Annotated in this window: 17 protein-coding genes and 1 riboswitch; of the genes, 11 read left to right on the top strand and 6 right to left on the bottom strand. The window is 69.7% G+C overall.

The annotated features are described in order from the left end of the window. Positions 1-94: 94 nt before the first annotated feature. Together ACQY7V_RS07865 and ACQY7V_RS07860 are read right to left on the bottom strand one after the other, a co-directional pair. Positions 95-1,573, bottom strand: coding sequence for an NAD(P)(+) transhydrogenase (Re/Si-specific) subunit beta (locus ACQY7V_RS07865; RefSeq protein WP_428639681.1), 1,479 nt, complete (start codon positions 1,571-1,573; stop codon positions 95-97). 26 nt (positions 1,574-1,599) lie between these two features. Continuing rightward, complete coding sequence (locus ACQY7V_RS07860) at positions 1,600-3,153, bottom strand: Re/Si-specific NAD(P)(+) transhydrogenase subunit alpha (RefSeq protein ID WP_428639679.1); 1,554 nt, start codon at positions 3,151-3,153, stop codon at positions 1,600-1,602. Between the two features lie 203 nt (positions 3,154-3,356). Between ACQY7V_RS07860 and ACQY7V_RS07855 the strand changes: the two genes are divergently transcribed. Then, a complete protein-coding gene (locus tag ACQY7V_RS07855) occupies positions 3,357-3,842 on the top strand; it encodes an SRPBCC family protein (protein ID WP_428639678.1) in 486 nt (161 codons plus the stop codon). Positions 3,843-3,887: 45 nt separating this feature from the next. Here the strand turns inward: ACQY7V_RS07855 and ACQY7V_RS07850 are convergent, their stop codons facing one another. Then, positions 3,888-4,316: a DUF2218 domain-containing protein gene (locus tag ACQY7V_RS07850; protein ID WP_184451210.1), complete on the bottom strand. Its 429-nt coding sequence runs from the start codon at positions 4,314-4,316 to the stop codon at positions 3,888-3,890. A gap of 193 nt (positions 4,317-4,509) precedes the next feature. On the opposite strand from ACQY7V_RS07850, the gene ACQY7V_RS07845 reads away from it, so the two are divergent. From ACQY7V_RS07845 to ACQY7V_RS07825, 5 genes are all read left to right on the top strand, one after another. Further along, entirely contained in the window at positions 4,510-5,943 is a 1,434-nt protein-coding gene (locus ACQY7V_RS07845; protein ID WP_428639676.1) for an amino acid permease, read from the top strand. A 5-nt stretch (positions 5,944-5,948) separates the two neighbouring features. Beyond that, positions 5,949-6,059, top strand: a riboswitch (TPP riboswitch). Between the two features lie 37 nt (positions 6,060-6,096). Continuing rightward, entirely contained in the window at positions 6,097-6,705 is a 609-nt protein-coding gene (locus ACQY7V_RS07840; protein ID WP_235362000.1) for an ECF transporter S component, read from the top strand. Between the two features lie 8 nt (positions 6,706-6,713). After that, positions 6,714-9,194, top strand: a complete 2,481-nt coding sequence (locus ACQY7V_RS07835; protein ID WP_428639674.1) for an ATP-binding cassette domain-containing protein — start codon at positions 6,714-6,716, stop codon at positions 9,192-9,194. Further along, positions 9,191-9,814 (top strand): AAA family ATPase, encoded by a 624-nt coding sequence (locus ACQY7V_RS07830; RefSeq protein WP_303772563.1) that lies wholly within the window; start codon positions 9,191-9,193, stop codon positions 9,812-9,814. The genes ACQY7V_RS07835 and ACQY7V_RS07830 overlap by 4 nt, the downstream gene beginning before the upstream one ends. Positions 9,815-9,865: 51 nt before the next feature. Then, positions 9,866-10,651 (top strand): class I SAM-dependent methyltransferase, encoded by a 786-nt coding sequence (locus ACQY7V_RS07825; RefSeq protein WP_428639672.1) that lies wholly within the window; start codon positions 9,866-9,868, stop codon positions 10,649-10,651. 34 nt (positions 10,652-10,685) lie between these two features. Here the strand turns inward: ACQY7V_RS07825 and ACQY7V_RS07820 are convergent, their stop codons facing one another. Together ACQY7V_RS07820 and ACQY7V_RS07815 are read right to left on the bottom strand one after the other, a co-directional pair. Next, on the bottom strand, positions 10,686-11,771 hold the full coding sequence (locus tag ACQY7V_RS07820; protein WP_235361996.1) for a Gfo/Idh/MocA family protein: 1,086 nt from the start codon (positions 11,769-11,771) through the stop codon (positions 10,686-10,688). A gap of 205 nt (positions 11,772-11,976) precedes the next feature. Further along, positions 11,977-14,592, bottom strand: a complete 2,616-nt coding sequence (locus ACQY7V_RS07815; RefSeq protein WP_320836143.1) for a lysylphosphatidylglycerol synthase transmembrane domain-containing protein — start codon at positions 14,590-14,592, stop codon at positions 11,977-11,979. A 109-nt stretch (positions 14,593-14,701) separates the two neighbouring features. Here ACQY7V_RS07815 and ACQY7V_RS07810 point away from each other — a divergent pair, with 109 nt between their 5' ends. The 3 genes from ACQY7V_RS07810 (at position 14,702) to pheA (ending at position 18,756) form a co-directional block, all read left to right on the top strand. Further along, entirely contained in the window at positions 14,702-15,415 is a 714-nt protein-coding gene (locus ACQY7V_RS07810; protein WP_154476865.1) for a DedA family protein, read from the top strand. 7 nt (positions 15,416-15,422) lie between these two features. After that, positions 15,423-17,513 (top strand): DUF6541 family protein, encoded by a 2,091-nt coding sequence (locus ACQY7V_RS07805; protein ID WP_320836142.1) that lies wholly within the window; start codon positions 15,423-15,425, stop codon positions 17,511-17,513. Between the two features lie 193 nt (positions 17,514-17,706). After that, positions 17,707-18,756, top strand: coding sequence for a prephenate dehydratase (gene pheA / locus ACQY7V_RS07800; RefSeq protein WP_407826317.1), 1,050 nt, complete (start codon positions 17,707-17,709; stop codon positions 18,754-18,756). A 92-nt stretch (positions 18,757-18,848) separates the two neighbouring features. On the opposite strand, the gene ACQY7V_RS07795 is transcribed toward pheA, so the two are convergent. Next, positions 18,849-20,153, bottom strand: a complete 1,305-nt coding sequence (locus ACQY7V_RS07795; RefSeq protein WP_428639668.1) for a diacylglycerol/lipid kinase family protein — start codon at positions 20,151-20,153, stop codon at positions 18,849-18,851. A 251-nt stretch (positions 20,154-20,404) separates the two neighbouring features. Here ACQY7V_RS07795 and serS point away from each other — a divergent pair, with 251 nt between their 5' ends. Together serS and ACQY7V_RS07785 are read left to right on the top strand one after the other, a co-directional pair. Further along, positions 20,405-21,682 (top strand): serine--tRNA ligase, encoded by a 1,278-nt coding sequence (gene serS / locus ACQY7V_RS07790; RefSeq protein WP_235361993.1) that lies wholly within the window; start codon positions 20,405-20,407, stop codon positions 21,680-21,682. Next, complete coding sequence (locus tag ACQY7V_RS07785) at positions 21,679-22,617, top strand: HAD family hydrolase (protein WP_320836140.1); 939 nt, start codon at positions 21,679-21,681, stop codon at positions 22,615-22,617. Before serS ends, ACQY7V_RS07785 begins: the two co-directional genes overlap by 4 nt. Positions 22,618-22,664: the final 47 nt, after the last annotated feature.

Genomic DNA, 22,664 nt, shown 5'->3' with positions numbered 1-22,664 from the left:
GGTGTCGGCGCTCGACTGCATCGCATCGGGAAGGGGATGAGCGGCACCGCCCTCGGCGATCACGCAGGACGCGCCGCACGCCGAGGCGGAAAGGTCATGCGCGGGTCCGGGGGCGTTTGATCTCCACCGCCCGATCGATCGCCTCGACCGTGTCCTTCGCATCGCCGAAGAGCATCGAGGTGTTCGGCTTGAAGAACAGCGGATTCTGCACGCCCGCGTAGCCGGTCGCCATCGAGCGCTTGAAGACGACGACCCTCTGGGCCTCCCAGACCTTCAGGACCGGCATGCCCGCGATCGGCGAACCCGGCTCTTCCGCAGCGGGATTCACCGTGTCGTTCGCGCCGATGACGAGGACGGCGTCGACCTCGGAGAAGGAGTCGTTGACCTCGTCCATTTCGAGGACGATGTCGTAGGGGACCTTCGCCTCGGCGAGGAGGACGTTCATGTGCCCGGGCAGGCGGCCCGCGACCGGGTGGATCGCGAAGACCACCTCCACTCCCCGGTCGACGAGGTCCTCGACGAGGGCGGCCACCGGGTACTGCGCCTGCGCGACCGCCATGCCGTAACCGGGCGTGATGACGACCTTCTTCGCTTCGAGGAGGAGGTCGGCCACGGCCTCGGCGTCGAGCTCGTGGATCTCGCCCTCGGGTGAGGCCTGCGCCGCCTGCGTCGTCGATGCGTCCGTGCCGAAACCGCCGAGCAGCACGTTGAGGAAGGAGCGATTCATCGCCTCGCACATGAGGTAGGAGAGGTAGGCGCCGGAGGAGCCGACGATCGCACCCGTGATGATGAGCAGGTCGTTGCTCACGAGGAAGCCCGTGAAGGCCGACGCCCAGCCGGAGTAGGAATTCATGATCGACACGACGACGGGCATGTCGCCGCCGCCGATCGCGATGACGAGGTGGACGCCGAGGGCGAGGCCGATGAGCGTCATGGCGAGCAGGGCGATCCAGGCGGGCGCCGAATGGTCCGAACGCATGACGAAGAAGACGCCGAGGGCGAGGCAGACGAGCAGGGCCGCGAGATTGAGCTGATTGCGCGCGGGGAGCAGGATCGGGCGGCCCGGGATCGTCCCGTTGAGCTTGAGTCCCGCGACGATCGATCCGGTGAAGGTCACCGCGCCGACGAACACGGACACGAAGACCTCGCCGAAGTGGAAGCCGCCGAGGGCTGCGGCCGAGGCCTCGGGGGCGATGTAGGAGTTGTACCCGACGACGACGGCCGCCAGTCCGACGAGTCCGTTGAAGATCGCGATGAGCTGAGGCATCCCGGTCATCGCGACCCTGAGGGCCCGCCAGATCCCGATTACTCCGCCCAGGCCGATCGCCAGGGCGATGAGCAGGCCGGTGACCAGGGCCCCGTGCGCCGGATCGGAGCGCAGGACGAGGAGGATCGCGGCCGCGCAGGCGATCGCCATGCCGACGGCTCCGGCGATGTTGCCGGCGAGGGCGGTCTCGTGCTTCGACAATCCGGAGCAGGCGACGATGAACAGGATCGAGGCGGCGATGTAGGCGAGGGTCACCGGTTGGGCGAGGGCGGGGATCTCGACGGGGAGAGCTTCCGCGGGCGGCATGAGGGTCATTGCGGGCATCTGTCGGCTCACTTCCTGAACATCGCGAGCATGCGGTGGGTGACGGTGAAACCGCCGAAGATATTCACGCAGGCCAGGACGATCGCGATGAAGCTCGCGCCTGCGATCAGCGGATGCGGGTCCCCGATCTGCGAGATCGCGCCGATGAGGATGATCCCTGAGATCGCGTTCGTCACCGACATCAAGGGGGTGTGCAGCGCGGGCGTGACATTCGAGATGACGTAGAAGCCGAGGATCACCGCGAGGATCAGGACGATGTAGTGCCCGGTCGCCGCGGGCGGGGTGGCGAGGACGAGGGCGGCGAAGGCCAGGGCGGCCAGGCCGAGGCCGATTCCCCGGGCGATCGCCGACTTGCGTCGTGCTCGGGCCTTCGCGCGGGCGCGGGCGGCGAGCTCCTCCTCGGACGCTTCGGGAGCCGGGTCCTGCGCGGCCGGGGCCGCGGACACGGCGATGGGCGGCGGCGGCCACATGATCGCCCCCTCGGCGACGACGGTGATCCCGCGGATCACCTCATCGTTCATATCGAGGTCGATCCGCCCGTCCTTTGCGGGCGTGAGCAGTGCGAGCAGGTTCGCGAGGTTGCGCCCGTAGAGCTGGGACGCCTGTGCGGGCAGGCGCTCGGCGAGGTCCGCATAGCCGATGATCGTCACCCCGTTCCCGGTGGTGATCGCCTCGCCGGGGACTGTGAGCGCGCAGTTCCCGCCGTTCGCCGCGGCCATGTCCACGATGACGGACCCGGGCGCCATGGCGGCGACCGCGGCCTCGTCGAGGAGGATCGGCGAGCGGCGTCCGGGGATGTTCGCGGTCGTGATGACGATGTCGGACTTCGCCGCCTCTTCGGCGTAGAGGGCCCTGGCGAGGGCCGCGGCGTCCGCGTCCATCTCCTTCGCGTAGCCGTCGCTCGACCCCTCCTGGAGGCTCGGCACGGGAACGAAGGACGCGCCCATCGATTCGACCTGCTCGCCCACTTCAGGACGCACATCGGAGGCGTACACCCGGGCGCCCATCGAGTTCGCCGTCCCGATCGCGGCGAGTCCCGCGACGCCCGCTCCGATGACGTACACGCGGGCCGGGGGCATCTTGCCCGCGGCCGTGACCTGACCGGTGAAGACCCTCCCGAAGCGGGAGGCCGCTTCGATGACCGCCCGGTAGCCTGCGACATTCGCCTGGGAGGACAGGACGTCCATCGCCTGCGCGCGCGAAATCCGGGGGACCGCATCGATGGCGAGGGCGGTGATGCCGGTCGGGGCGATGCGTTCGGCCAGGCCCGGGTCCCGCATCGGCGCGAGCCTCGATACGAGGATCGCACCGGGATGCATGGAGGCGATGCGCTCCTCGCTCGGCGCATCCACGCACAGCACCATGTCGGCGTTCCACACTTCGGACTCCGGGACGATCGAGGCGCCCTGCTCGGCGTAGGCGTCGTCGGGGAAGGAGGCCCGCGCTCCCGCTCCTTCTTCGATCGCGACCTCGTGGCCAAGCCGGATCAAAAGTGCTGCGGTCTGCGGAGTCGCCGCAACGAGGGCGTGTCCTTCGGGCTCGCGGGGGATGGCGATGCGCATGCGCTTCTCCTTCGCGCGTCGTGGTGTGGATCACGGTTCTGAGTCGGTTCGTCACCCTATGCGCCGGATTCGCATCGGCTTCGGGACCTCGGGCCCCGGGACCTCGGGCCCGAGCGGGCCGCGTCGGCCCGGGCGGGCGCATTCGATCCGCCTCGTCGTGTTGATCCCCGACGCGAGGAGGTTTCGGCGGCTACCGTTGTCGTATGGACTTCTTCGACAATGACTCAAAGCAGCCGGAAGAGGATTTCGACCGGGTCGAGGTCGAACGCGCCCTTCGCGCGCCGATCGAAGACGTGTGGGCGGTGGTCGCCGAACCGGGATGGTGGATGAACGACGGCCCCCTCGACGACCACGAGGTCACCCTGGATGAGGACGGCGTCTACCGGGTCCTCGACCCGGATGCGGGCGAATGGCTCGTGGCCAAGGCCGATGAGGATCCGATGGATCTTGTGGCCTTCCGCTGGTACCCCCTGGCCAGTGATGAGCTTCCCGAGGAGTACGCGACCCGCGTGGAGGTCTCCCTGTCCGACGAGGGCGGGGAGGTCGTCGTCCACGTCGAGGAGTCGGGCCTGTCCTCGGTATCCGATGACGAGGACGTCGCCCGGCAGGCGTGGGAGGACGAGGCCGGGATGTGGGAGGACGTCCTCGGAGCCCTCGAGCGCTTCTTCGAGGCGAAGGCCGCTCGCTGAACCAGGGGCCTCTCGGGGCGGTCCCAGAGGCGTCCCGCCGGATGCTCAGCCCTCGTCGTCGTGATGGCGGGCCGCGCGGGATTCCCGCCTGAGTCGATTGTGCTCGGCGACCTCCTCGGGCGAGAACGGGCCCAGGGTCGCGCCCTTCGCGCCGTCGGCGCGCACCCATGCGACGCTCAGAGAATCCTTCGCGCCGAAGCGGGCGAGGTGAACGCCGACGACGGCCTCGATCCGTTCCAGTTCCTCATCCGAGGGGGCGCGCAGTTCGAGGATGAGGGCGTCCTCCTCGCAGGAGAGGGCGCAAGTGCCGGACTCGATGCCGTCCCGGGTGAAACGCAGTTCGCCCAGGCAGGATCCTTCGTCCCAGACCGCGGGGATCCTCCGGCCCATGTGCGAGGCGAGCTGCTTGCCGTAGCGCGCCGGCTTGTCGGTCGAGACCCTCGCCGTCGAGGTGCGGACGTCCGAATCATTCATAAGGGTATCCTCAATCAATTTCGGTGATCCTGCATATCAGGCTTCTCACTATCCGCTCCGCCATGCGCTTCCGCATCCTCATCGCCTGAACTGGCGGGCCCGATGCGCGGCGGCTGGAGTAGCGTTGCCTACTGCCCCGCGCAACCGAGAATGAACGCCGCCGCACTCTTGAGCCGACGGCGATTGGAGCCCGATGCCCGACCAGGAAACCCTCGACCCGACCCCCGAACGCTCCCTGAAGCGCAATCTGACGAACCGCCACGTCCAGCTCATCGCCATAGGCGGGGCGATCGGCACGGGCCTGTTCATGGGATCCGGCAAGACGATCGCGACCTCGGGCCCTTCGGTCCTCCTCGTCTACGTCATCATCGGCGCCGTCCTCTTCCTCTTCATGAGGACGATGGGCGAACTCCTCCTCTCCGACGAGCGCTACACGACTTTCGCCGACATCGCCCGCGACCTCATCGGGCCCTGGGCCGGATTCGTCACCGGATGGACCTACTGGATGTGCTGGGTGGTCACCGGAGTCGCCGACATGGTCGCCATCACCGGCTACGTGCGCTTCTGGTGGCCGAACACCCCCGCGTGGATCCCGATCCTCGCGATGACGCTCCTCCTCTTCTCCCTCAACGCGATGACCGTCAAGGCCTTCGGGGAGACCGAGTTCTGGTTCGCCCTCGTCAAGATCATCGCGATCCTCGCCCTCGTCGCCGTCGGAATCGCGATGGTCGCCCTCGGCACCGTCGACGACCAGGGCTCCGCGGCGGCAGTCGCCAACCTGTGGAGCCACGGAGGCTTCTTCCCGACCGGATTCACAGGATTCCTCGGCGGATTCCAGATCGCCCTCTTCGCCTTCGTCGGCATCGAACTCGTCGGCACGACCGTCGCCGAGACCGCGGACCCCGAGAAGACCCTCCCCAAGGCGATCAACTCGATCCCCGTGCGCATCATGCTCTTCTACGTCGCAGCCCTCGCCGCCATCATGATGGTGACCCCCTGGGACCAGGTCGATCCCGAGCGCTCGCCCTTCGTCACCATGTTCTCCATGACCGGCCTCGGCGCCGCGGCGACCATCGTGAACCTCGTCGTCCTCACCTCGGCCGCCTCTTCGGCGAACTCGGGGATCTACTCGACCTCGCGCATGCTCTTCGGCCTCGCCAACCGCGGGGACGCGCCGAAGGTCTTCTCCCGCCTGTCCAAGCGGCACGTGCCCCGCAACGCGCTGTTCCTCTCCTGCGTACTCCTGCTGTCCGCGATCATCCTCATGGCCTCCGGCGATTCGATCTCCGCGGCGTTCACCCTCGTCACCTCCATGTCGGCGACCCTCTTCATGGGCGTATGGGTCGTCATCGTCGTCTCCTACCTCCTCTTCTTGAAACGCCGCCCCGAACTCCACGAAGCCTCCACCTTCACAGCGCCCGGCGGCGCGCTCGCGGCGTGGACCGTCCTCGTCTTCATGGCGGCGATGCTCGTCGTCCTCGCCCTGTTCCCGGATACGAGGGCGGGCCTGCTCACCTCCCTCATCTGGATCGTCTTCATCGTCGCGGCCGCCCTCGTCCATCGTCATCGGATGCTCGCCAGGGCCGAGGCCGATCCCCGTTTCGCCAAGGGGGCCCGGGAGCGCTAGTCTGTGGTCGATGCCACGGGAACCCGGAACGACCGGGTTGAGAGGAGGACTCGAAGTCCTCGACCGTCGAACCTGAACCGGCTCATACCGGCGTAGGGAGGCTGCCTGCTCGTCGGCATTCGCACGTGACCGATAGAGAGGTGAATCCCCTTCATGACCACTGCAACCGCAACCCGTCCGCGCCTCGGCTGGCGCGTCGTCGACATGGTGACCGCCGCGATCCTCGGCGTCGCCTGCGGCCTCGTCTTCCTCGTGTGGAACCAGATCGGCGGACTCGGATACTCGCTCTTCGAAGCGGTGACGCCGGGCATCGGTGGACTCGTCACGGGCATCTGGCTCATCGGCGGCACCATCGGCGGCCTCATCATCCGCAAGCCCGGCGCCGCCCTCTTCGTCGAGGTCCTCGCCGCTTCCGTGTCGGCCGCCCTCGGCTCCCAGTGGGGAATCCCGACCATCTACTCCGGCATCGCGCAGGGACTCGGCGTCGAGATCGTCCTCGCCCTCTTCCTCTACCGCCGTTTCGACCTCCTCGTCGCCTCCCTGTCGGGGGCGGGCGCGGGCCTCGGCGCCTGGATCCTCGAACTCTTCACCTCCGGGAACCTCGAGAAGGGCGCGGTCTTCAACGTCACCTACCTCGTCTGCCTCATGATCTCCGGCGCCGTCCTCGCGGGCATGCTCGCCCACGCCCTCGTCAAGGGGCTCGCGAAGGCGGGCGCCCTCGACCGCTTCGCCGCGGGCCGCGAGGTCCGCGAAAGGGTCTGAGGATCCCGATGGCCGAGCCGACAGCTCCGTCCCTCCTCCACGGCGCGCCCCCCGAGCCGCGCCTCGGGCCCGCCTCCGTGTCGCTGCACTCGTGGGGGTGGCGGCACGGGGGCCGCAAGGCCTGGGCCCTGGCCGACGTGGACCTCGAGATCGCGCCCGGTGAGCGGGTCCTCGTCCTCGGCCCCTCCGGCTCGGGCAAGTCGACCCTCATGGCCGGGCTCGCCGGGCTCCTCGGGGACGAGGACGAGGGCGAACGGGCCGGTTCCCTGCTGATCGACGGGCGGGCGCCGGAGGAACAGCGCGGTCGGATCGGCCTCGTCATGCAGGATCCGGAGGCGCAGGTCGTCCTTGCCCGCGTCGGCGACGACGTTGCCTTCGGCATGGAGAACCTCGCCGTTCCGCGCGAGGGGATCTGGCCGCGTGTCGACTCCGCACTGTCCCGCGTCGGTCTGGATGTGGCTCTTTCGCATTCGACCTCGCACCTTTCGGGCGGGCAGAAGCAGAGGCTCGCCCTCGCCTCCGTGCTCGCGATGGAGCCGGGGCTCCTCCTGCTGGATGAGCCGACGGCGAACCTCGATCCGAAGGGCGTCGCGGGCGTGCGCGGCGCGGTCGGCAGGGTCCTGGAGGCCTCGGGGGCCACGCTCGTCGTCATCGAGCACCGGGTCGACGTGTGGGCCGGCCTCGTCGACCGGATCATCGTGATCCTCGACGGCCGTGTCGCAGCGGACGGACCGGCCGCTGAGATCCTCGAGTCCCGGGGAGCCGAGCTGCGCGAGCGCGGCATCTGGCTCCCGGGGGACCGGGTGGCGGCCGAAGCTCTCGCGGGCGTTCGCGCCTCCGAAGGTGAATCGCCTTCCTGGCCTCCTGAGGCGGACGCCCTCCCCGCACACGAGCCCTCAAGCGCACCGATCCTCATCGCCCGGGACCTGTCGATCGGCTACGGCGCGGAGCACCCGGTGCGGACCGGCATCGACCTCGACATCCCCCGCGGCGTCTCGACGTGCATCCTCGGGGCGAACGGGGCGGGCAAGACGACGCTCGCCCTCACCCTCGCCGGACTCCTCCCGGCCCTCGGCGGCACGATCGCGGCATCGCCGACCGCGAGCATTCCCGGCGGATCGAGCGACCCGCACGACTGGAAGTCCGCCGAGCTGCTCGGACGCATCTCCATGGTCTTCCAGGAGCCCGAGTACCAGTTCGTCGCCCGCAGCGTCCGCGCCGAGCTCGAGATCGGTCCGAGGCAGTCGGGGATCGAGGGCGAGGCCCTCGACGCCCTCGTCGACGAGCACCTCGCGGCCCTCGGACTGGAAAGCCTCGCCGGGGCCAACCCCATGACCCTGTCGGGAGGGGAGAAGCGCAGGCTCTCCGTCGCCACCGCACTCATCTCGGCACCCGAACTCCTCATCCTCGACGAACCGACCTTCGGTCAGGACAGGCGCACCTGGATCGAGCTCGTGCGCCTGCTCCGAAGCGCCTGTGAGCGCGGCACGACGCTCGTCTCGATCACCCACGACCCGGCATTCGTCGAGGCCATGGGGGACCGGGTGATCGACTTCGACGCGCTCGGCGAACCGGTGCGCCGCTTAGATCCGGAGGCGTCACCTGCTCGGCCCCCGATGCCGGAGCGGTCCGACACGGCCGCGCATTCCGAGAAGGGAACGGGCTCCGAAAAGGGACCGGGCGCCTCTTCAGCACCGATCCTCGGCGCGGCCCGAGGAATGAGCCCGATCAGGCGCTCGATCCTCGACGCGGTCAACCCGGTCACCCAGGTCCTCGCCCTGATCCTCATGACGACGCCTCTGCTGGCCTCGATCGACGTCGTGTCCGCGGGGACCGCCCTCGTCCTCGAACTCGCCTTCGTCGCCGCCTCGCGCATGAACCCGAAGACGCTCGCCCTGCGGATGGCGCCGATCCTCGTGGCCGCGCCCCTCGCCTCCCTCTCCATGCTCCTCTACGCCAAAGCCGAGGACTCGAGGATCTTCTGGTCCTTCGGGCCCGCGATCATCTCGGAACGCTCGGAGATGCTCGCAGCCGGCATCCTCCTGCGCGTCCTCGCGCTCGGAATGCCCGCGATCCTCCTTCTATCGCGGATCGACCCGACCGACATGGCCGACGGCTTCGCCCAGGTCCTCCATCTGCCCGCCCGCCCCGTCCTCGCGAGCCTCGCGGCCGCGCGGATGAGCGGCCTCATGGTGGCCGATTGGAAGGCGCTCGAGCAGGCGCGAAGGACCCGGGGGATCGGCGATGCGCGGAGGATCGTGTCCGCGGCGCGCGGCTCCTTCGCACTCCTCGTCTTCGCCCTGCGGCGCTCGGCGAAGCTCTCCCTCACGATGGAGGCGCGGGGCTTCGGGGCGCCCTGGCCGAGGACCTGGGCGCGCGAATCCCGACTGGGCGTCGCCGACTTCGCGATGCTCCTCGCCTCGACCGCCGTTCCCGCCATCGCCCTCGGCGTCGCGATCCGGACCGGGCATTTCGAGGGGCTCGTGTGAGCGGGCCGGATTCCCGCTGGGCGCCCGGAGCCGGCCTCGAGGCCTCCTGGGCTCCGGGGGAGGCGATCCCCGAGCCGCTCCTCGCCCTCATGCTCGACGCGCTTTCAGCCCCGGTGTCCGCGACGCCGCTCGTCCTCATCGATGGACTGTCCGGATCTGGCAAGTCGAGCTTGGCGGCCGGGCTCGCCGAGTCGCTTCAGGAACGGATCGGGGGAGGGTGGCGAGTCCTCGGCCCGGACCTCTGGTTCCCCGGATGGGACGGGCTGCGCGCCGCTCAGCCGATGACGGCCCGGCTCCTTCGGGCCCTGCGCGCGGGGCGTTCGGGCGCGTACCGGCCCTGGGACTGGGGGCTTTCGCGGGAGCTCCCCCCGGTCGAGGTCGCCCCCGGGACGCCGACCATCCTCGAGGGCTGCGGGGTGATCACCCCTGAAACGCGCCCCCTCGCGGATCTTGCGATCTGGGTCGAGGCCGTCGGAGGCGGCGCGCTGCGGCGCGCGCGTGCGCTCGAACGGGACGGCGAGAGCTACCGCCCCTGGTGGGACCGCTGGGAGGCGCAGGACCTCGCGCGGCTCGCCGACGACCGTCCGCGCGAGCTCGCCGACGCGATCGTCCTCACCTGAGGGCGTCGTGCGCCTCGTGATCGCTCGGGCGCCCTCCGATAGGATCGGCGGGTGCCTGAGGAGCGTCCGGACAACCCCTTCGACATCGCGGCGCCGAAGTACGCCGCGGTGCGCCCCGCATACCCGGCGGCCGCCCTCGACGCGCTCCTCGCGAGGACCGAAGGACGCGCCTGCCCGCCCATGCGCGCCGCCGACATCGGCGCGGGCACGGGCAAGATGAGCCTCCTCCTCGCCGAGCGCGGATTCGACGTCGAAGCGGTCGAGCCCTCGGCCCCGATGCGCGCGCAAATGCGCGGGGCGATCGACGGTGCGCCCGCGCGGATCCGGATCCACGAGGCGAGCGCCGAGGCGACCGGCCTTTCCAGTCAGTCCCTCGACCTCGTCGTCTACGCGCAGTCCTGGCACTGGGTCGACGCCGAGGCCGCCGGTGCGGAAGCCGCCCGCATCCTCCGTCCCGGAGGCATCCTCGCGGCCGTGTGGAACCAGATGGACGTATCCATCCCCTGGGTCCACCGGTTGACTCGGATCATGCGCTCGGGGGACGTCCACCGGCCCGAGAACCCGCCGGCCTTCGGAGAAGCCTTCGAAACGCCCCGCCTCGCCCTCGTCCCCTGGACGGATCGCATGACGCCCGAGGGCCTTCTCGAGCTGGGCACCACCCGATCCTCCTACCTGCGCCAGGACCGCGCGGGACGTGAGCGCATGCAGGCCAACCTGCGCTGGTACCTCTACGAGCACCTCGGGCACGCGCCGGGCGAGCCTGTCGAGATCCTCTACACGACGCTCGTGTGGACGGCGAGCCTCCTGAGAGGCGCGCGGGGCGCTGCGGCCTCGTGACTCAGCGCACCGGACGAAGCCCTTGGGAAGCCGGTCAGCGCTCCCAGGGGTAGACGATGCCCGTTGCGGCTCGCACCTCGTCGAGGAGTTCCATCACCCGCAGAGTGTCCGCCCAGGGCATCGTTTCAGACTCGAGCCGACCGGCCGCAAGGCAGCGCGCCACCTCAGCGGCCTGGTACTGGAAGCCGCCGGGAACCGTGCCGTCCCATTCGACGAGCTCGCCGTTGACCGGCTTGCCCTCGCCGAAGGTGCGCAGGCGCAGCGACGTCGGCCGGTAGAACTGGTCGGCCATTTCGATCGCGCCGTGTTCGAAGACGACCTCGCCGTAGGTCGCCGAGCGGCCGTTGAAATTCGAGCTCGCAGTCGCAACGGCGCTGTCCGTCGTGAGCAGCGCCGCCGACTGCACGTCGACGCCGTGCTCCGTGAGCTTCGCGGTCGCACCGACCAGGCGCGCTTCGGGCAGGATCTGCTGGACGAAGGACATCGAGTAGACGCCGAGATCCATGAGGGCGCCGCCGCCGAGCTCGGGGTCCCACATGCGGCGGACGTGCTCGAGCTTTTGGCCGTGGTCGGCGTGGACGGTCGCCACCGCGCCGAGACGGCCGTTCGCGACGATCTGCGACAGGACCTTCTGGTGGGGCAGATGGCGCGTCCACATGGCCTCCATGCAGAAGAGGTTCTTGCGCGCGGCCAGGTCGAGGACGGCCTTCGCGCTCGCGGCGTCCATCGTGAAGCACTTCTCGACGAGGATCGGTTTTCCGGCTTCGAGGGCGAGGGTCGCTAACTCGGCGTGAGCGGGGTGGATCGCCGCGATGTAGACGGCGTCGATGTCGTCGTCGGCGAGGAGTTCCTCGTAGGAGTCGTAGGCGCGTTCGACTCCGAAGTCGGCGGCGAAGGCCCTCGCGCGTTCGGGGTCGCGTGCGGCCACGCCCGCCATCGTGCCCGAGGAGTAGGCGGCGACGTCCTCGGCGAAGACGGAGCCGATCCAGCCGGCGCCGAGGATGCCCCAGCGGATCGGGGGAGCATCCATCGGATCGAGGAGTTCAACCCCTTCGGCGAGGGCGGCGAGGGGTTCGGGAAGCGGCGCGAGTGCGGCATGGGGGTTCGACTGCGTTGTCATGGGCTGATTGTTTCACACCAAGACGAAGGCGGCTGAGAAGGGCCCCGCGCGCAGGCTTGGCCCCGCTTTCTCCCCGAAGCTGCTTTCAAGAAGGCTTCTCTCTCCCCCCGAAAGTGCCCAAGAAGCCCTCCGAACGTCCACGGACCCCTTCTTGGGCACCTTCGGGGGAGGGAGGGGGAGAGAACCCCCAGCGGAAGGCCCGCCCTCACAGCAGGTCCTTGCGCTCCATCCACTTCATCGCCAGCCAGCCGAAGGGGATGCGCCCGTAGAAGGTGACGAGCCTGTAGAGCACTGCGGTGGGCAGGCCGATCGACAGGGGGATCCCCGTGACCTGAAGGCCCGCGGTCAGCGCCGCCTCGACCGGCCCGATACCGCCCGGGGACGGGATCACTGAACCGAGCGAGTTCGACGCGAGGTACGTCAGAGCCAGGGAGAGGAAGTCGAGGGAGCCGCCCATCGCGACCAGCCCCGCCCAGAACGCGCCGATGAAACCGATGTTCATGAGGAGGTTCCCCGCGAGGATCGCAGCGATCCGATGCGGTCGGCCGACGATCCAGATGAGGCGGGGGAAGACCTGGGTCCAGGTCGGCTCGACCTTCGACCACAGCCACCTGCGGAAGCGCGGGACCGACAGGGCGATCCCGATGCCCGCGATCACGAGCGCAGCGACGGCGAGGATCGTGCCGTAGGGGAGCTGGACGGACAGCGAGTTGCCCGACAGGACCATGACGAGCAGCAGGAGCGACAGCATGATGAAGAGCTGGAGGAGCTGCTGGAGCGTCACGGTCGTCGCCGCGACGACCGTGTTCACCTTCTTCTTCTTGAGGAGGCGCAGATTCACGACGGCCGGTCCGACGCCCGCGGGGGCGACGATCGTCGCGAGCGAAGCGGCGACCTGCGCGACGACGGCGTCCGAGAAGCGCAGGCGCACGGGGCTGAGGGCCATGAGCGGGATCGCCCCGCCCACCCAGGTGAGGCAGGCCAGCCCGAAGGCGGCCGCCATCCACCACGGGTTCGCTTCGGTGATGGCCGCGGTGATGTCCTCGAAATTCAGCGATCCGAGGACGACGACAAGGGCGACGAAGAGGACCGCGACCATGATGACGGTCCGCGGTTCGAATCGCCTGACGTTCGTGAGCTCGACGGCCTCGCCCTCGTCAGTGCCCAGGACGCCGGTGCGAAGACGCTCGACGAGGGCGGATCGCTTCAGGCTCTGATTGAGGGAGGAGGGCAGGACGGCGCCCTGGATGACGGGCACCGCCGACTCGAGGGTCCGGGCGTCGACGACCCTGCGCGCGGATTCGAGGGCGCGCTCCTCGCCCGCGCACAAGGCCTGATGGACGAGCATCTGCGCGATGTCGATCCTCCGGTTGAGCTCGGTTCCCGCCACCTCGCCGCGCTCCCAATCGAGGATCCACAGGTCGCCGTCCTCGTCGACCACCAGCGAATCGAAGCCGAGGTCGCGGTGGCTGATCCCGCGCGAGTGGGCGGCCAGGAGCTGGCGCCATGCGTCGTCGAGCATCTCATCGGTGAGGGCGCTCCCGGGCAGCTCGTGCAGCGGCGTCGTCGGGGGGAGCGCTTCTGAGACGGACACGAGGGAGTCGCCCGCCTGGGCGATCCCGATGAGCTCGGGCGTGCGGACGCCCGCGCGCCTCGCTGAGATGGCGACGAGGGCGGAGCGCTCCGCGGTCGCCTTCAACGAGGGGGAGATCCAGCGGCTGAGCCCGCGCAGGCGGATGTTGTTCCACACGTCGACGATGGTCCCGAGGATCTCGCGGCCGGGGTCGAGGACGACGACCTCGACGATGCGCCCATCGTCGAGGAGCGCCTGGTAGTGGCGGTTGCGGTCCTGGTCCGGGCGCCGCGTCACCGTGTAGTCGGCGGACGCCGTCGCGCGGTCGACGATCCTCAGGCGCGAGCGCTGGTCCTCGACGACCGTCCGGGTGGTCAAGGGCTCTTCGCTCGTGTCCAGGTCGGTGCGGACGATCTGCACGGGGATGGTCCCGATGTCGAGCAGGGCGCCGACGATGTCGGCCCCGGAGGCCCGGCGATCCTCGAAGCCGAAGAGCCAGCGCGCCGAGCAGCCGACGGCCCTGCCGATGAACACGGAGATGAAGGCGCCGGGAAGGGTCATCGAGGAACGCAGGACCCCGAGGAAGACGATGACCCACATCCCGGCCCACGACCAGCGGACGGTCCTCATGTTCTGCGCTTCACCGGCCGCCGTGAACAGGGCGCACAGCGTGATGACGACGATGTTGATGGCGATCGCCGTGGAGGTCGTGTTGCCCTGGACGGCGACGGCCTTGGCGACGCGCAGGGGCGCGGTGACCTTCTCGGGGAGCAGGGAGACGCTCCACAGGACCCCGGTTCCGATGAGCGCGGCGAGGATCGCGGTCCCGACGGACTGGAGGATCGCCGTGAGGCGGCGCCTCAGGGCGAGGGCGAGAACGATCGCGATCGGGGCGAAGAGGACGACCGTGCCTTCGACGAGTGTGATGGGGAGGAGGAGCACTTCGCGGATGAGGCGGAAGCGGAGGACGTCTTCGGTGACGCCCTGAGTCGTCGAGTTCGCGAAGACGCCGACCGCCCAGATCGCTCCGATCGCCAGGAGCGAGACGATGAGGTCGAAGAGGTCCGCCCGGCGCCGTTGACGGGGCTCGACGCGGTCGGAGAAGCGCACCTCGCCGGGGAGGCGGCGCGGCCGAGAGGAGGGGGCCGGAGCGGAGCCGCCGGGGTCCGCGGGGGTTTCCCCGGCGTCCGGAGGCGGGGAGGATACGGGTGAATCGAGGTCCGCTTCGGCGGACGCGACAGGATTCACTTCGCCCTCCATGCTTGAGATCCTACCGGCGCCTTCACGGCGGGTAGTGTGGGGGCCGAACGTGTACGCATATCAAGGAGACCGATTGTTCCTCCAGACCCTCGCCCCGATGGCCTCCGACGCATCTTGGCTTCAGACCTTCATCGGATGGTTCCACGATCCGGAGAGCCTGCTCCTCGCGATGGGCCCGTGGGTGCTGTGGGGCACTCTCGCGATCGTCTTCATCGAGTCGGGGGTGCTCTTCCCCGTCCTTCCCGGCGACTCGCTCCTCTTCACCGCGGGTCTCCTGCACGATCGCCTCGGACTCCACCTTCCGACGCTCATCGCCCTGGTCTTCGTGGCCGCCTTCATCGGCGCGCAGATCGGATACTGGCTCGGCGCCCGCTTCGGTCGGAGGCTCTTCTCCGATGACGCGCGATTCCTCAAGACCGAGCACCTGGTCAAGGCCGAGCGCTACTTCGCCGAGTACGGGGGCCGTTCGCTGGTGATCGGCCGTTTCATCCCCTTCGTGCGGACCTTCATCCCGCTCGCCGCGGGCATCGCGAAGTACCCGTACCCGAAGTTCCTCGCCTTCAACTCCCTCGGGGCCCTGCTCTGGGGCGCGGGCGTCACCTACCTGGGGTCCGCCCTCGGCGGCGTCCCCTTCGTGCACGACAACCTCTCGGCGATCATCCTCGCGATCGTCGGCGTCTCCCTGATCCCGATGCTCGTCGAGGTCATCAATCATCGTCGGGCGGCGAAGAGGGCCGCCCTCGTCGCGGTCGAACTCCCCGCCGCCGACGAGGCCGCCGTCCCCGAGGGCGAGCCCTCGCAGCAGGAGTAAGCGGACGATGCTCGGCCAGTGGTGGACGCTGATCCCGACGATCAGCGGGATGCTCGTCCTGACGACGCTTCCCGCATTCTTCTGGACGAGGGCGCACCTGCGTTCCTCAGTCGTCGCCCTGGCCGCCTCTCCCGCGATCGTCTTCGGGGTCCTCTCCCTGCTCTCCCTCGCCTTCGACGCCTTCGCCATCGCGTGGGAGCGCGCGAAGGTCTTCCCGGTCCTCGGGCTCCTCACCCTGGTGGGCGCGGTCGTCTGGCTGCTCGCCGCCGCGAAGAGGGCGGCCGGGGGTTCGCTGCCCGCAGGCGGCTTCGTCGACGCGATCGGGCCGAGGCGCCCGCTCGGCGAGGAGCAGGCGAGGGTGCGCGCCTCCACCTGGGGGATGATCGCCCTCGGGTCCCTGCTCGCCGCGATGCCGATGCTCCTGCGCGCCGACCCGCGTCTTCCCGCGCAGCAGTGGGATTCGACCTTCCACCTCAACGGGGTGTGGTCGATCCTCCACTCGCACTCGGCGAGCCCCTTCGGGGGGCTCGCCGAGCTCTACGGCGGCCGCGAGGTCTTCTATCCGACGACCTGGCACGCCCTCGTCGCCCTGTTCTCCGCACCCACTCGGGTCGTCCTCGCTGCGAACGCCTCCTCGATCGTCCTCATGGTCATCTGGGTCCTCGGGGCGACGGCCCTGACGAGCGTCCTGGTGCCTTCGAGGGCCGCGATCCTCGCCTCGCCGATCCTCGCCGGGCTGCTGCTCGACATGCCGGCCGACAACCTCACGATGTACAACCAGTGGCCCAATGCGAGCGGACTCGCAGTGGTGCCGGGAGTCGTCGCGCTCGCGATCCTCGTCGGGAGGAGGTTCGCCGCGGATCTCGACGCCGGTCCGCGAGCGCTCCTCCGTCACATGCCCCTGCTCGCAGCCCTCCTGCTCGCGATGCTCGGCGCGACCTCGGCGCATCCGAGTTCCGCCTTCGTCCTCGCCGCCCTGCTGCTGCCCGCGTTGCTGGCGGCATCGTGGAGGATCGTCGCATCGGCGATCAGCGCGGGCGCTCGGGCTCGCGCGCTCGCGGTCGGCGTCTTCGCCGTCGCCGCCGCCGTCCTGCCCTTCCTGGCTCTGACCGCCGACAAGATCCGTTCGATGGGCGATTACCCGAGGTCGGGGATCTCCTGGGGCTACGCCTTCTCCCACATGTTCACGCCGGCGCCGCCCTTCACGCCGACGACCGCGATGAGCATTCACATCATCGTCCAGGCGCTCCTCCTCCTGGCGGGCGTGATCGCCCTCGTCTTCTCGCGCAGGACGGCCGATCCGCCGCCGATGTGGCCGTTCGTCTCCTACCTCGTGTTCTGCCTCCTCACCTTCCTCGCCTATGCGCCGATCGGCGAGGTGCGGAACTTCCTCCTGGCGCCCTGGTACCTCGATGCGCGCAGGATCATGGGCGCGCACGGCCTGGCGATGGTGCCCCTCATGGCGCTCGGTTTTCACACCATCGGAGGGGTCCTCGCCGAGCGCTTCGACTCCGTCCGATCGCGCGGCACCCACGTTCAGGAGGATTCGAGGCCCGGGGGGCCCGCGCGATGGAGGGTCGATGCGGCTCTCGGCTTGGTCCTCCTGCTCGTGACGGGGCTCGGCGCTTACGATGCGCGGGCCGTGGCGAGCGACTACGTGTACGACCCCGACAACCTGGGCAAGCCGGGTATGGCCAGCAGGGGTGAACTGGCGATGATCCGCCGCATGCGGCTGCTCATCCCCGCGGATGCCGTGGTGCTGGGCGATCCGATCGCCGGCGCCGCCTACACCGAGGTCATCGGCCAGCACGAAGCGGTGTTCCCTCAGCTCACGCGGGTGAGCGCCAAGGACTCGCCGGAGAGCGTGCTCGCCGAGCGCTTCAACCGGATCGGCGTCGATCCGAGCGTGTGCGAGGCGGTCCGCGCCCTCGGGGTCACGCACTATTACGAGGATGAGGACGGCTGGTACTACGACTTCCGTCGTTCCTCGCGCTACCCCGGCTTGTACGAGGTCGACACCTCCGTGGGATTCGAACTCGTCGACGAGGGTGGAACCGCGAAGCTGTGGAGGATCACGGCCTGCGGCCTCGGGGGCTGATCCGTCCGCCCGAGTCCGCCTCCTCGTCGAGGGCGCGTTCGAGTGCTGCGGGCGCGCTCCGTGTCCCACTGCTTGCTTCACGGGGGTTCGCATCCGTTTTTCCGATGAAAACAGCCGTGAAGCAAGCAGTGGGAGCCCAGTCCTGGCGCGGACGCGGATGCCGCCGGAGCGTCGCGCCGGATAGCCTTGCGCTATGCGCAACCCCCGATCGTCCGAGAACCCGTTGAGCGCCGCCGTGACGAACATGCCCGGTCCCGCGCCCGCGGGTGAGAGGATGCGGATCGCCTTCCTCGGGCCCTTCGGCACCTTCACCGAGCAAGCCGTCCACCAGGTCGCGCCCGCGGGGGCCGAGCTGCTCCCCATGTCCTCGGCGCCGCACGCGCTCGCCGCCGTGCGCCGGGGCGAGGCGGATCGCGCGGTCGTCCCGATCGAGAACTCGATCGAGGGGGGCGTGAATGCGACGCTCGATGCGCTCTCCCACGGGGAGTCGCTGGTGATCGTGGCGGAGATGGTCGTCTCCGTCGTGTTCCAACTGGTCGTCCGACCGGGCACCCGGGCCGAGGACGTCCGCAGGATCGGCACGCATCCGCACGCCTGGGCGCAGTGCCGCAACTGGGTGGAGGCGACCTTCCCCGGTGCGATCCACGTGCCGACGACCTCGACCGCAGCAGGGGCCGAGCTCCTCGCGAGCGGTGATGCGAACTTCGATGCGGGCCTGTGCTCGGCCGTGTCGGTGACGACCTACGGGCTCGACGCGCTTCATCGCGATGTCGCGGACAATCCCGGTGCGGTCACGCGTTTCGTCCTCGTCGCCAAGCCGGGCGCGCTCCCCGCGCCGACGGGCGCGGACAAGACGACGATCCAGGTGGCCCTGCCGGTGAACAAGTCCGGTGCGCTGCTCACGCTTCTCGAGCAGTTCGCCGTGCGCGGCGTCGACCTGTCCAGGATCGAGTCGCGTCCCAGCGGCGACGGCCTGGGCGACTACACCTTCAGCATCGACATCGTCGGGCACATCGCCGAGGAGCGCGTCCAGGCGGCCCTGGTGGGACTCCACAGGTATTCGCCGGAGGTACGATTCATGGGTTCCTACCCGCGGGTGGACGGCGTCCGATCCGAGGTCCTGCGCGGAACGAGGGATGAGGATTTCCGGGTCGGACGCGCCTGGGTGTCCTCGATCCTCCACGGCGGTGACGGTTCCGAAGTCACGGCGGAGAACGCGCCGAATTGGCCCCTGCTCGGCTGAGCCCCGATCTGCGTCAGGCGCTCGCCGGACGCTCATTGGGCGCACGGCGGGCGCCTGCCCGGTCGGCGGGTGCGACCGGCCGGTCGGCGCATCTACTCGGCGGGGGGAACCGCGATGTCGAGGGCGCCGCGGTCGAGGCGCACGTGAACCGCTCGCGCAGTGCCGACCGCGTCGCCGTCCACTTGGACGACCTGCGGCGACTGAGCCAGGACGGACGCCCCTTTCGCCTGACGGAAGCGGACGCTGCCCGTCGACGCGGGGGGATTGAAGGTTCTGGCGCCCGTGCCCTGGGCGAGGATCTTCCATGACAGGTCCGCCCATCCGAGAAGACCGGACTGGGTCGACACGGCCATCACGTCGAGCAGACCGTCATCGAGCCGTGCCGCCGGCGCCAGGGTGATGAGCGGGAGCAGGCCGCAGTTCGCGAACATGAGCGTGCGCGATTCGATCCAGGCGAGCTCCTGGTCGGGCTCGTCGTCGACGCGGACTCCTTCGAGGGTTGCGGATCCGGCGATCGTCGGACTCCCCTCGTCCGGCGAGGGGGCGTCCCCGACGGGGTCGTCGGCCGGAAGCGGATCGCGCAGGAGGAGGCGCAGCTTCGTCCCCTCGCGGGCGATCGCGCCGAGGGCGGCGACGACGTAGGCGAACCATCCGATCCGCTTCTTCAAATCGGAGTCCGTCGAAGCCATCGTTTCGCCGTCGAAGCCGAGTCCCGCGATGACGACGAAGGAGTACTCGTCGGTCGCCGGAAGGGATGCGGGTTCTTCCAGGTCCGCGCCGAGGGCGGCGGCGGCCGTGCGAGCGGCCCGCACGAGCGCGCCCTCCGCCGGAATCGATGAGGGCTCGTCGACGGCGTCGAGGCGGAGCCAGCCGCAGTCGACGAGCCGGTGCTCGGGGCCGAGGGCGATGCGAACGGCCTGTTCCGGGTCGTCGATCGGGATCGAGAGGTTGCGGGCCAGGACATTGCCGGTCCCCGCGGGGATGATGCCCATGCGGATCCCGGTGCCCGCGAGGCCTGCGGCGACGGCGCGGACCGTGCCGTCGCCGCCCGAGGCGATGACGAGGCTCGCGCCCTTGGCGATCGCCTCGATCGCCTGGCCGGTGCCGGGGTCCTCCGGGGTCGTGGTGATCCAGTGGACGTGCGGGACGCCGAGTTCGGCCGCCGTCGCGTTCACCGCGGCCTTGAAGGCGGCGAGGTCCTCGTGCTTCGAGGGGTTGACGATCACCCAGGGGCGCGGTCGACCCCGTTCGGGGTCGTTCGCGAGGGCGGGGTCGAGCATCGCCTTCCGGGTCGTCGCGATGCGTTGATCGCGGGCGAGGAGGAAGCGGGAGAGGAATCGCACTCCGATGCAGGCGAGGCACACGATTCCGAGCAAGATCCATGCCGTGACGCTCATGGCCTCAGCCTATCGGCGCCCGCCCGCTTGCGCGCGCAGGCGACGGGAGCGGGCCCCTGAGGTGTTGAAGGCGTGAGCCGGCCCGCCCGGAGGGGGCGGCGCGCGGCGCGCAGGAGGCGTGCACGCGCCGAGGGCGGGCGGTCCGCCTTGCCTCAGGAGGAAACAGCCTCCGATCTGAGCGGCACGCGTCCCGTGCGGGCGTCCCGCCCGCGAGGCGGCTCGCCGCGTCCGCGCTGTCCTAGGATGGTCGCATGATTGATGTGCGCGCCCTCCGTGAAGATCCTGAACCCGCCCGCGCCTCCCAGCGCGCTCGCGGCGCCGATGTCGAACTCGTCGACCGTATTCTCGAGGCGGACGCCCTGCGCCGTTCCTCCCTCCAGGAGTTCGAGGCTCTTCGCGCCTCACAGAAGGAGGTCTCGAAGTCGGTCGGCAAGGCCTCCAAGGAGGAGCGCCCCGCGATCCTCGCGAAGGCGAAGGAACTCGCCGAGCAGGTGAAGGCCGCTGAAGCGCGCGCGAATGAGGCGGATGCTGAGGCGGATCGCCTCGCGCGCCTCCTGCCGAACCTCGTCCTGGCGGGGGTTCCCACCGGCGGTGAGGACGACTTCACGGTTCTGCGCCACGAGGGCCCGGCGGTCCGCGACTTCTCGGCCGAGGGCTTCGAGCCCGCCGACCACCTCGCGATCGGCGAGGGGCTCGATGCGATCGACACGAAGCGCGGTGCGAAGGTCTCGGGCGCGCGCTTCTACTACCTCAAGGGCATCGGCGCCCGCCTCGAGCTCGCCCTCATGTCGATGGCGATGGATCAGGCGCTCGCGGCCGGGTTCGTCCCGATGATGACTCCGACGCTCGTCACTCCCGCGGTCATGGGCGGCACGGGCTTCCTCAACGAGCATTCGGATGAGATCTACTACCTGCCCGCCGACGACCTCTACCTCACGGGCACCTCCGAGGTCGCCCTCGCCGGCTACCACGCGGACGAGATCCTCGATCTCGAGGCCGGTCCGAAGCGCTACCTGGGCTGGTCGACCTGCTACCGCCGCGAGGCCGGGTCTGCGGGCAAGGACACGCGCGGCATCATCCGCGTCCACCAGTTCAACAAGGCGGAGATGTTCTCCTACTGCCGTCCCGAGGACGCCGAGGCCGAGCACGAGCGCTTCCTCGCCTGGGAGGAGGAGATGCTCGCCAAGGTCGAGCTGCCGTACCGCGTCATCGACACGGCCGCGGGGGATCTCGGCACTTCGGCCGCTCGCAAGTTCGACTGCGAGGCGTGGCTGCCGACCCAGGAGCGCTACATGGAGGTCACCTCGACCTCGAATTGCACGACCTTCCAGGCGCGCCGCCTCGGCATCCGCGAGCGCCGCGAGGGCGGGCAGATGTTCCCGGTCGCGACCCTCAACGGGACGCTCGCCACGACCCGCTGGCTCGTCGCTCTTTTCGAGAACCATCAGCGGGCTGACGGTTCGGTGTACGTCCCCGCGGCGCTGCGCCCCTACCTCGGCGGCCTCGAGGTCCTCGAACCGGTCAAGTGAGCGCACCCGATCCTCGCATCCTCAACCTCGTGACGCCGCCCCCCTCGGGGGAGGCGCCGATCCCCTTCGAGCGCCTCGTTGCGGCGGCGAGGGCGGCCCTGCCGGCGGATATGCCGACGGATCCTTCGAAGATCCTCGTGGGGCTCGACCTGGACGGGACGGTGCTCCTGCCGACGGGCGCCTCCGAACGGGTGCGTTCGGCGATCCGCGCGGCCGGGGAGGTCGGCATGCACGCGGTGATCGCGACGGGTCGTTCCCTGGAGGCGACCGCGCCCGTCCTGGATCAGCTGGGTGATCCGAGCGGGTGGGCGGTCTGCTCGAACGGGGCGGTCACGGCGCATTTCGACCCCGCCTCGCCCGAGGGGGCGGAGGTCTGCGAGCTCCGCTTCTTCGATCCGGGCGGGCTGATCGACCTGGTCGCCGCGCATCTGCCGGACGCGATCTTCGGTGTTGAAGTACCCGGGATGTTCCTCGTCTCCGGATGCTTCCCTCCCGGCGAGCTCATCGAGGCGCATGAAGTCGTGCCCCTCGATGATCTTCGAGGCCGTCGGGCGATCAAGGTCGTGGTCCGCGCGCCGCATATGAGCAGGCCCGACTTCGATTCGCTGCTCACCGCGATCGGCGTCCCCGAGCGTTGGGAGTGCTCCGTCGGTTGGACGAGCTGGGCGGATGTGCTTCCGCTCGGAGTCTCGAAGGCGAGCGGTCTTGAATCCCTGGCTGAAAGGCTCGGTGTTCCGCCCTCGGGGACCGTGACGATCGGCGATGGGACGAATGACGTCCCCATGATCCGGTGGGCGAATTTCGGCGTCGTCATGGGCGGAGCCTCAGCGGACATCAAGGCCGAGGGCGATCATGTGACAGGAGCGGTGGAGAACGACGGAGCGGCTGCCGTGATCCGGGCCCTCCTGGAGCATTGCGGGGTTGCGGAGCAGTAGCGAAGTGAACGTTCACAGTGGCAGAATCTCACAGAAGGTCAACGACG

The sequence above is a fragment of the Schaalia sp. genome, assembly GCF_050312375.1.
Lineage (GTDB): Bacteria > Actinomycetota > Actinomycetes > Actinomycetales > Actinomycetaceae > Pauljensenia > Pauljensenia hyovaginalis.
This window is presented reverse-complemented; position numbering and strand designations above follow the sequence as displayed.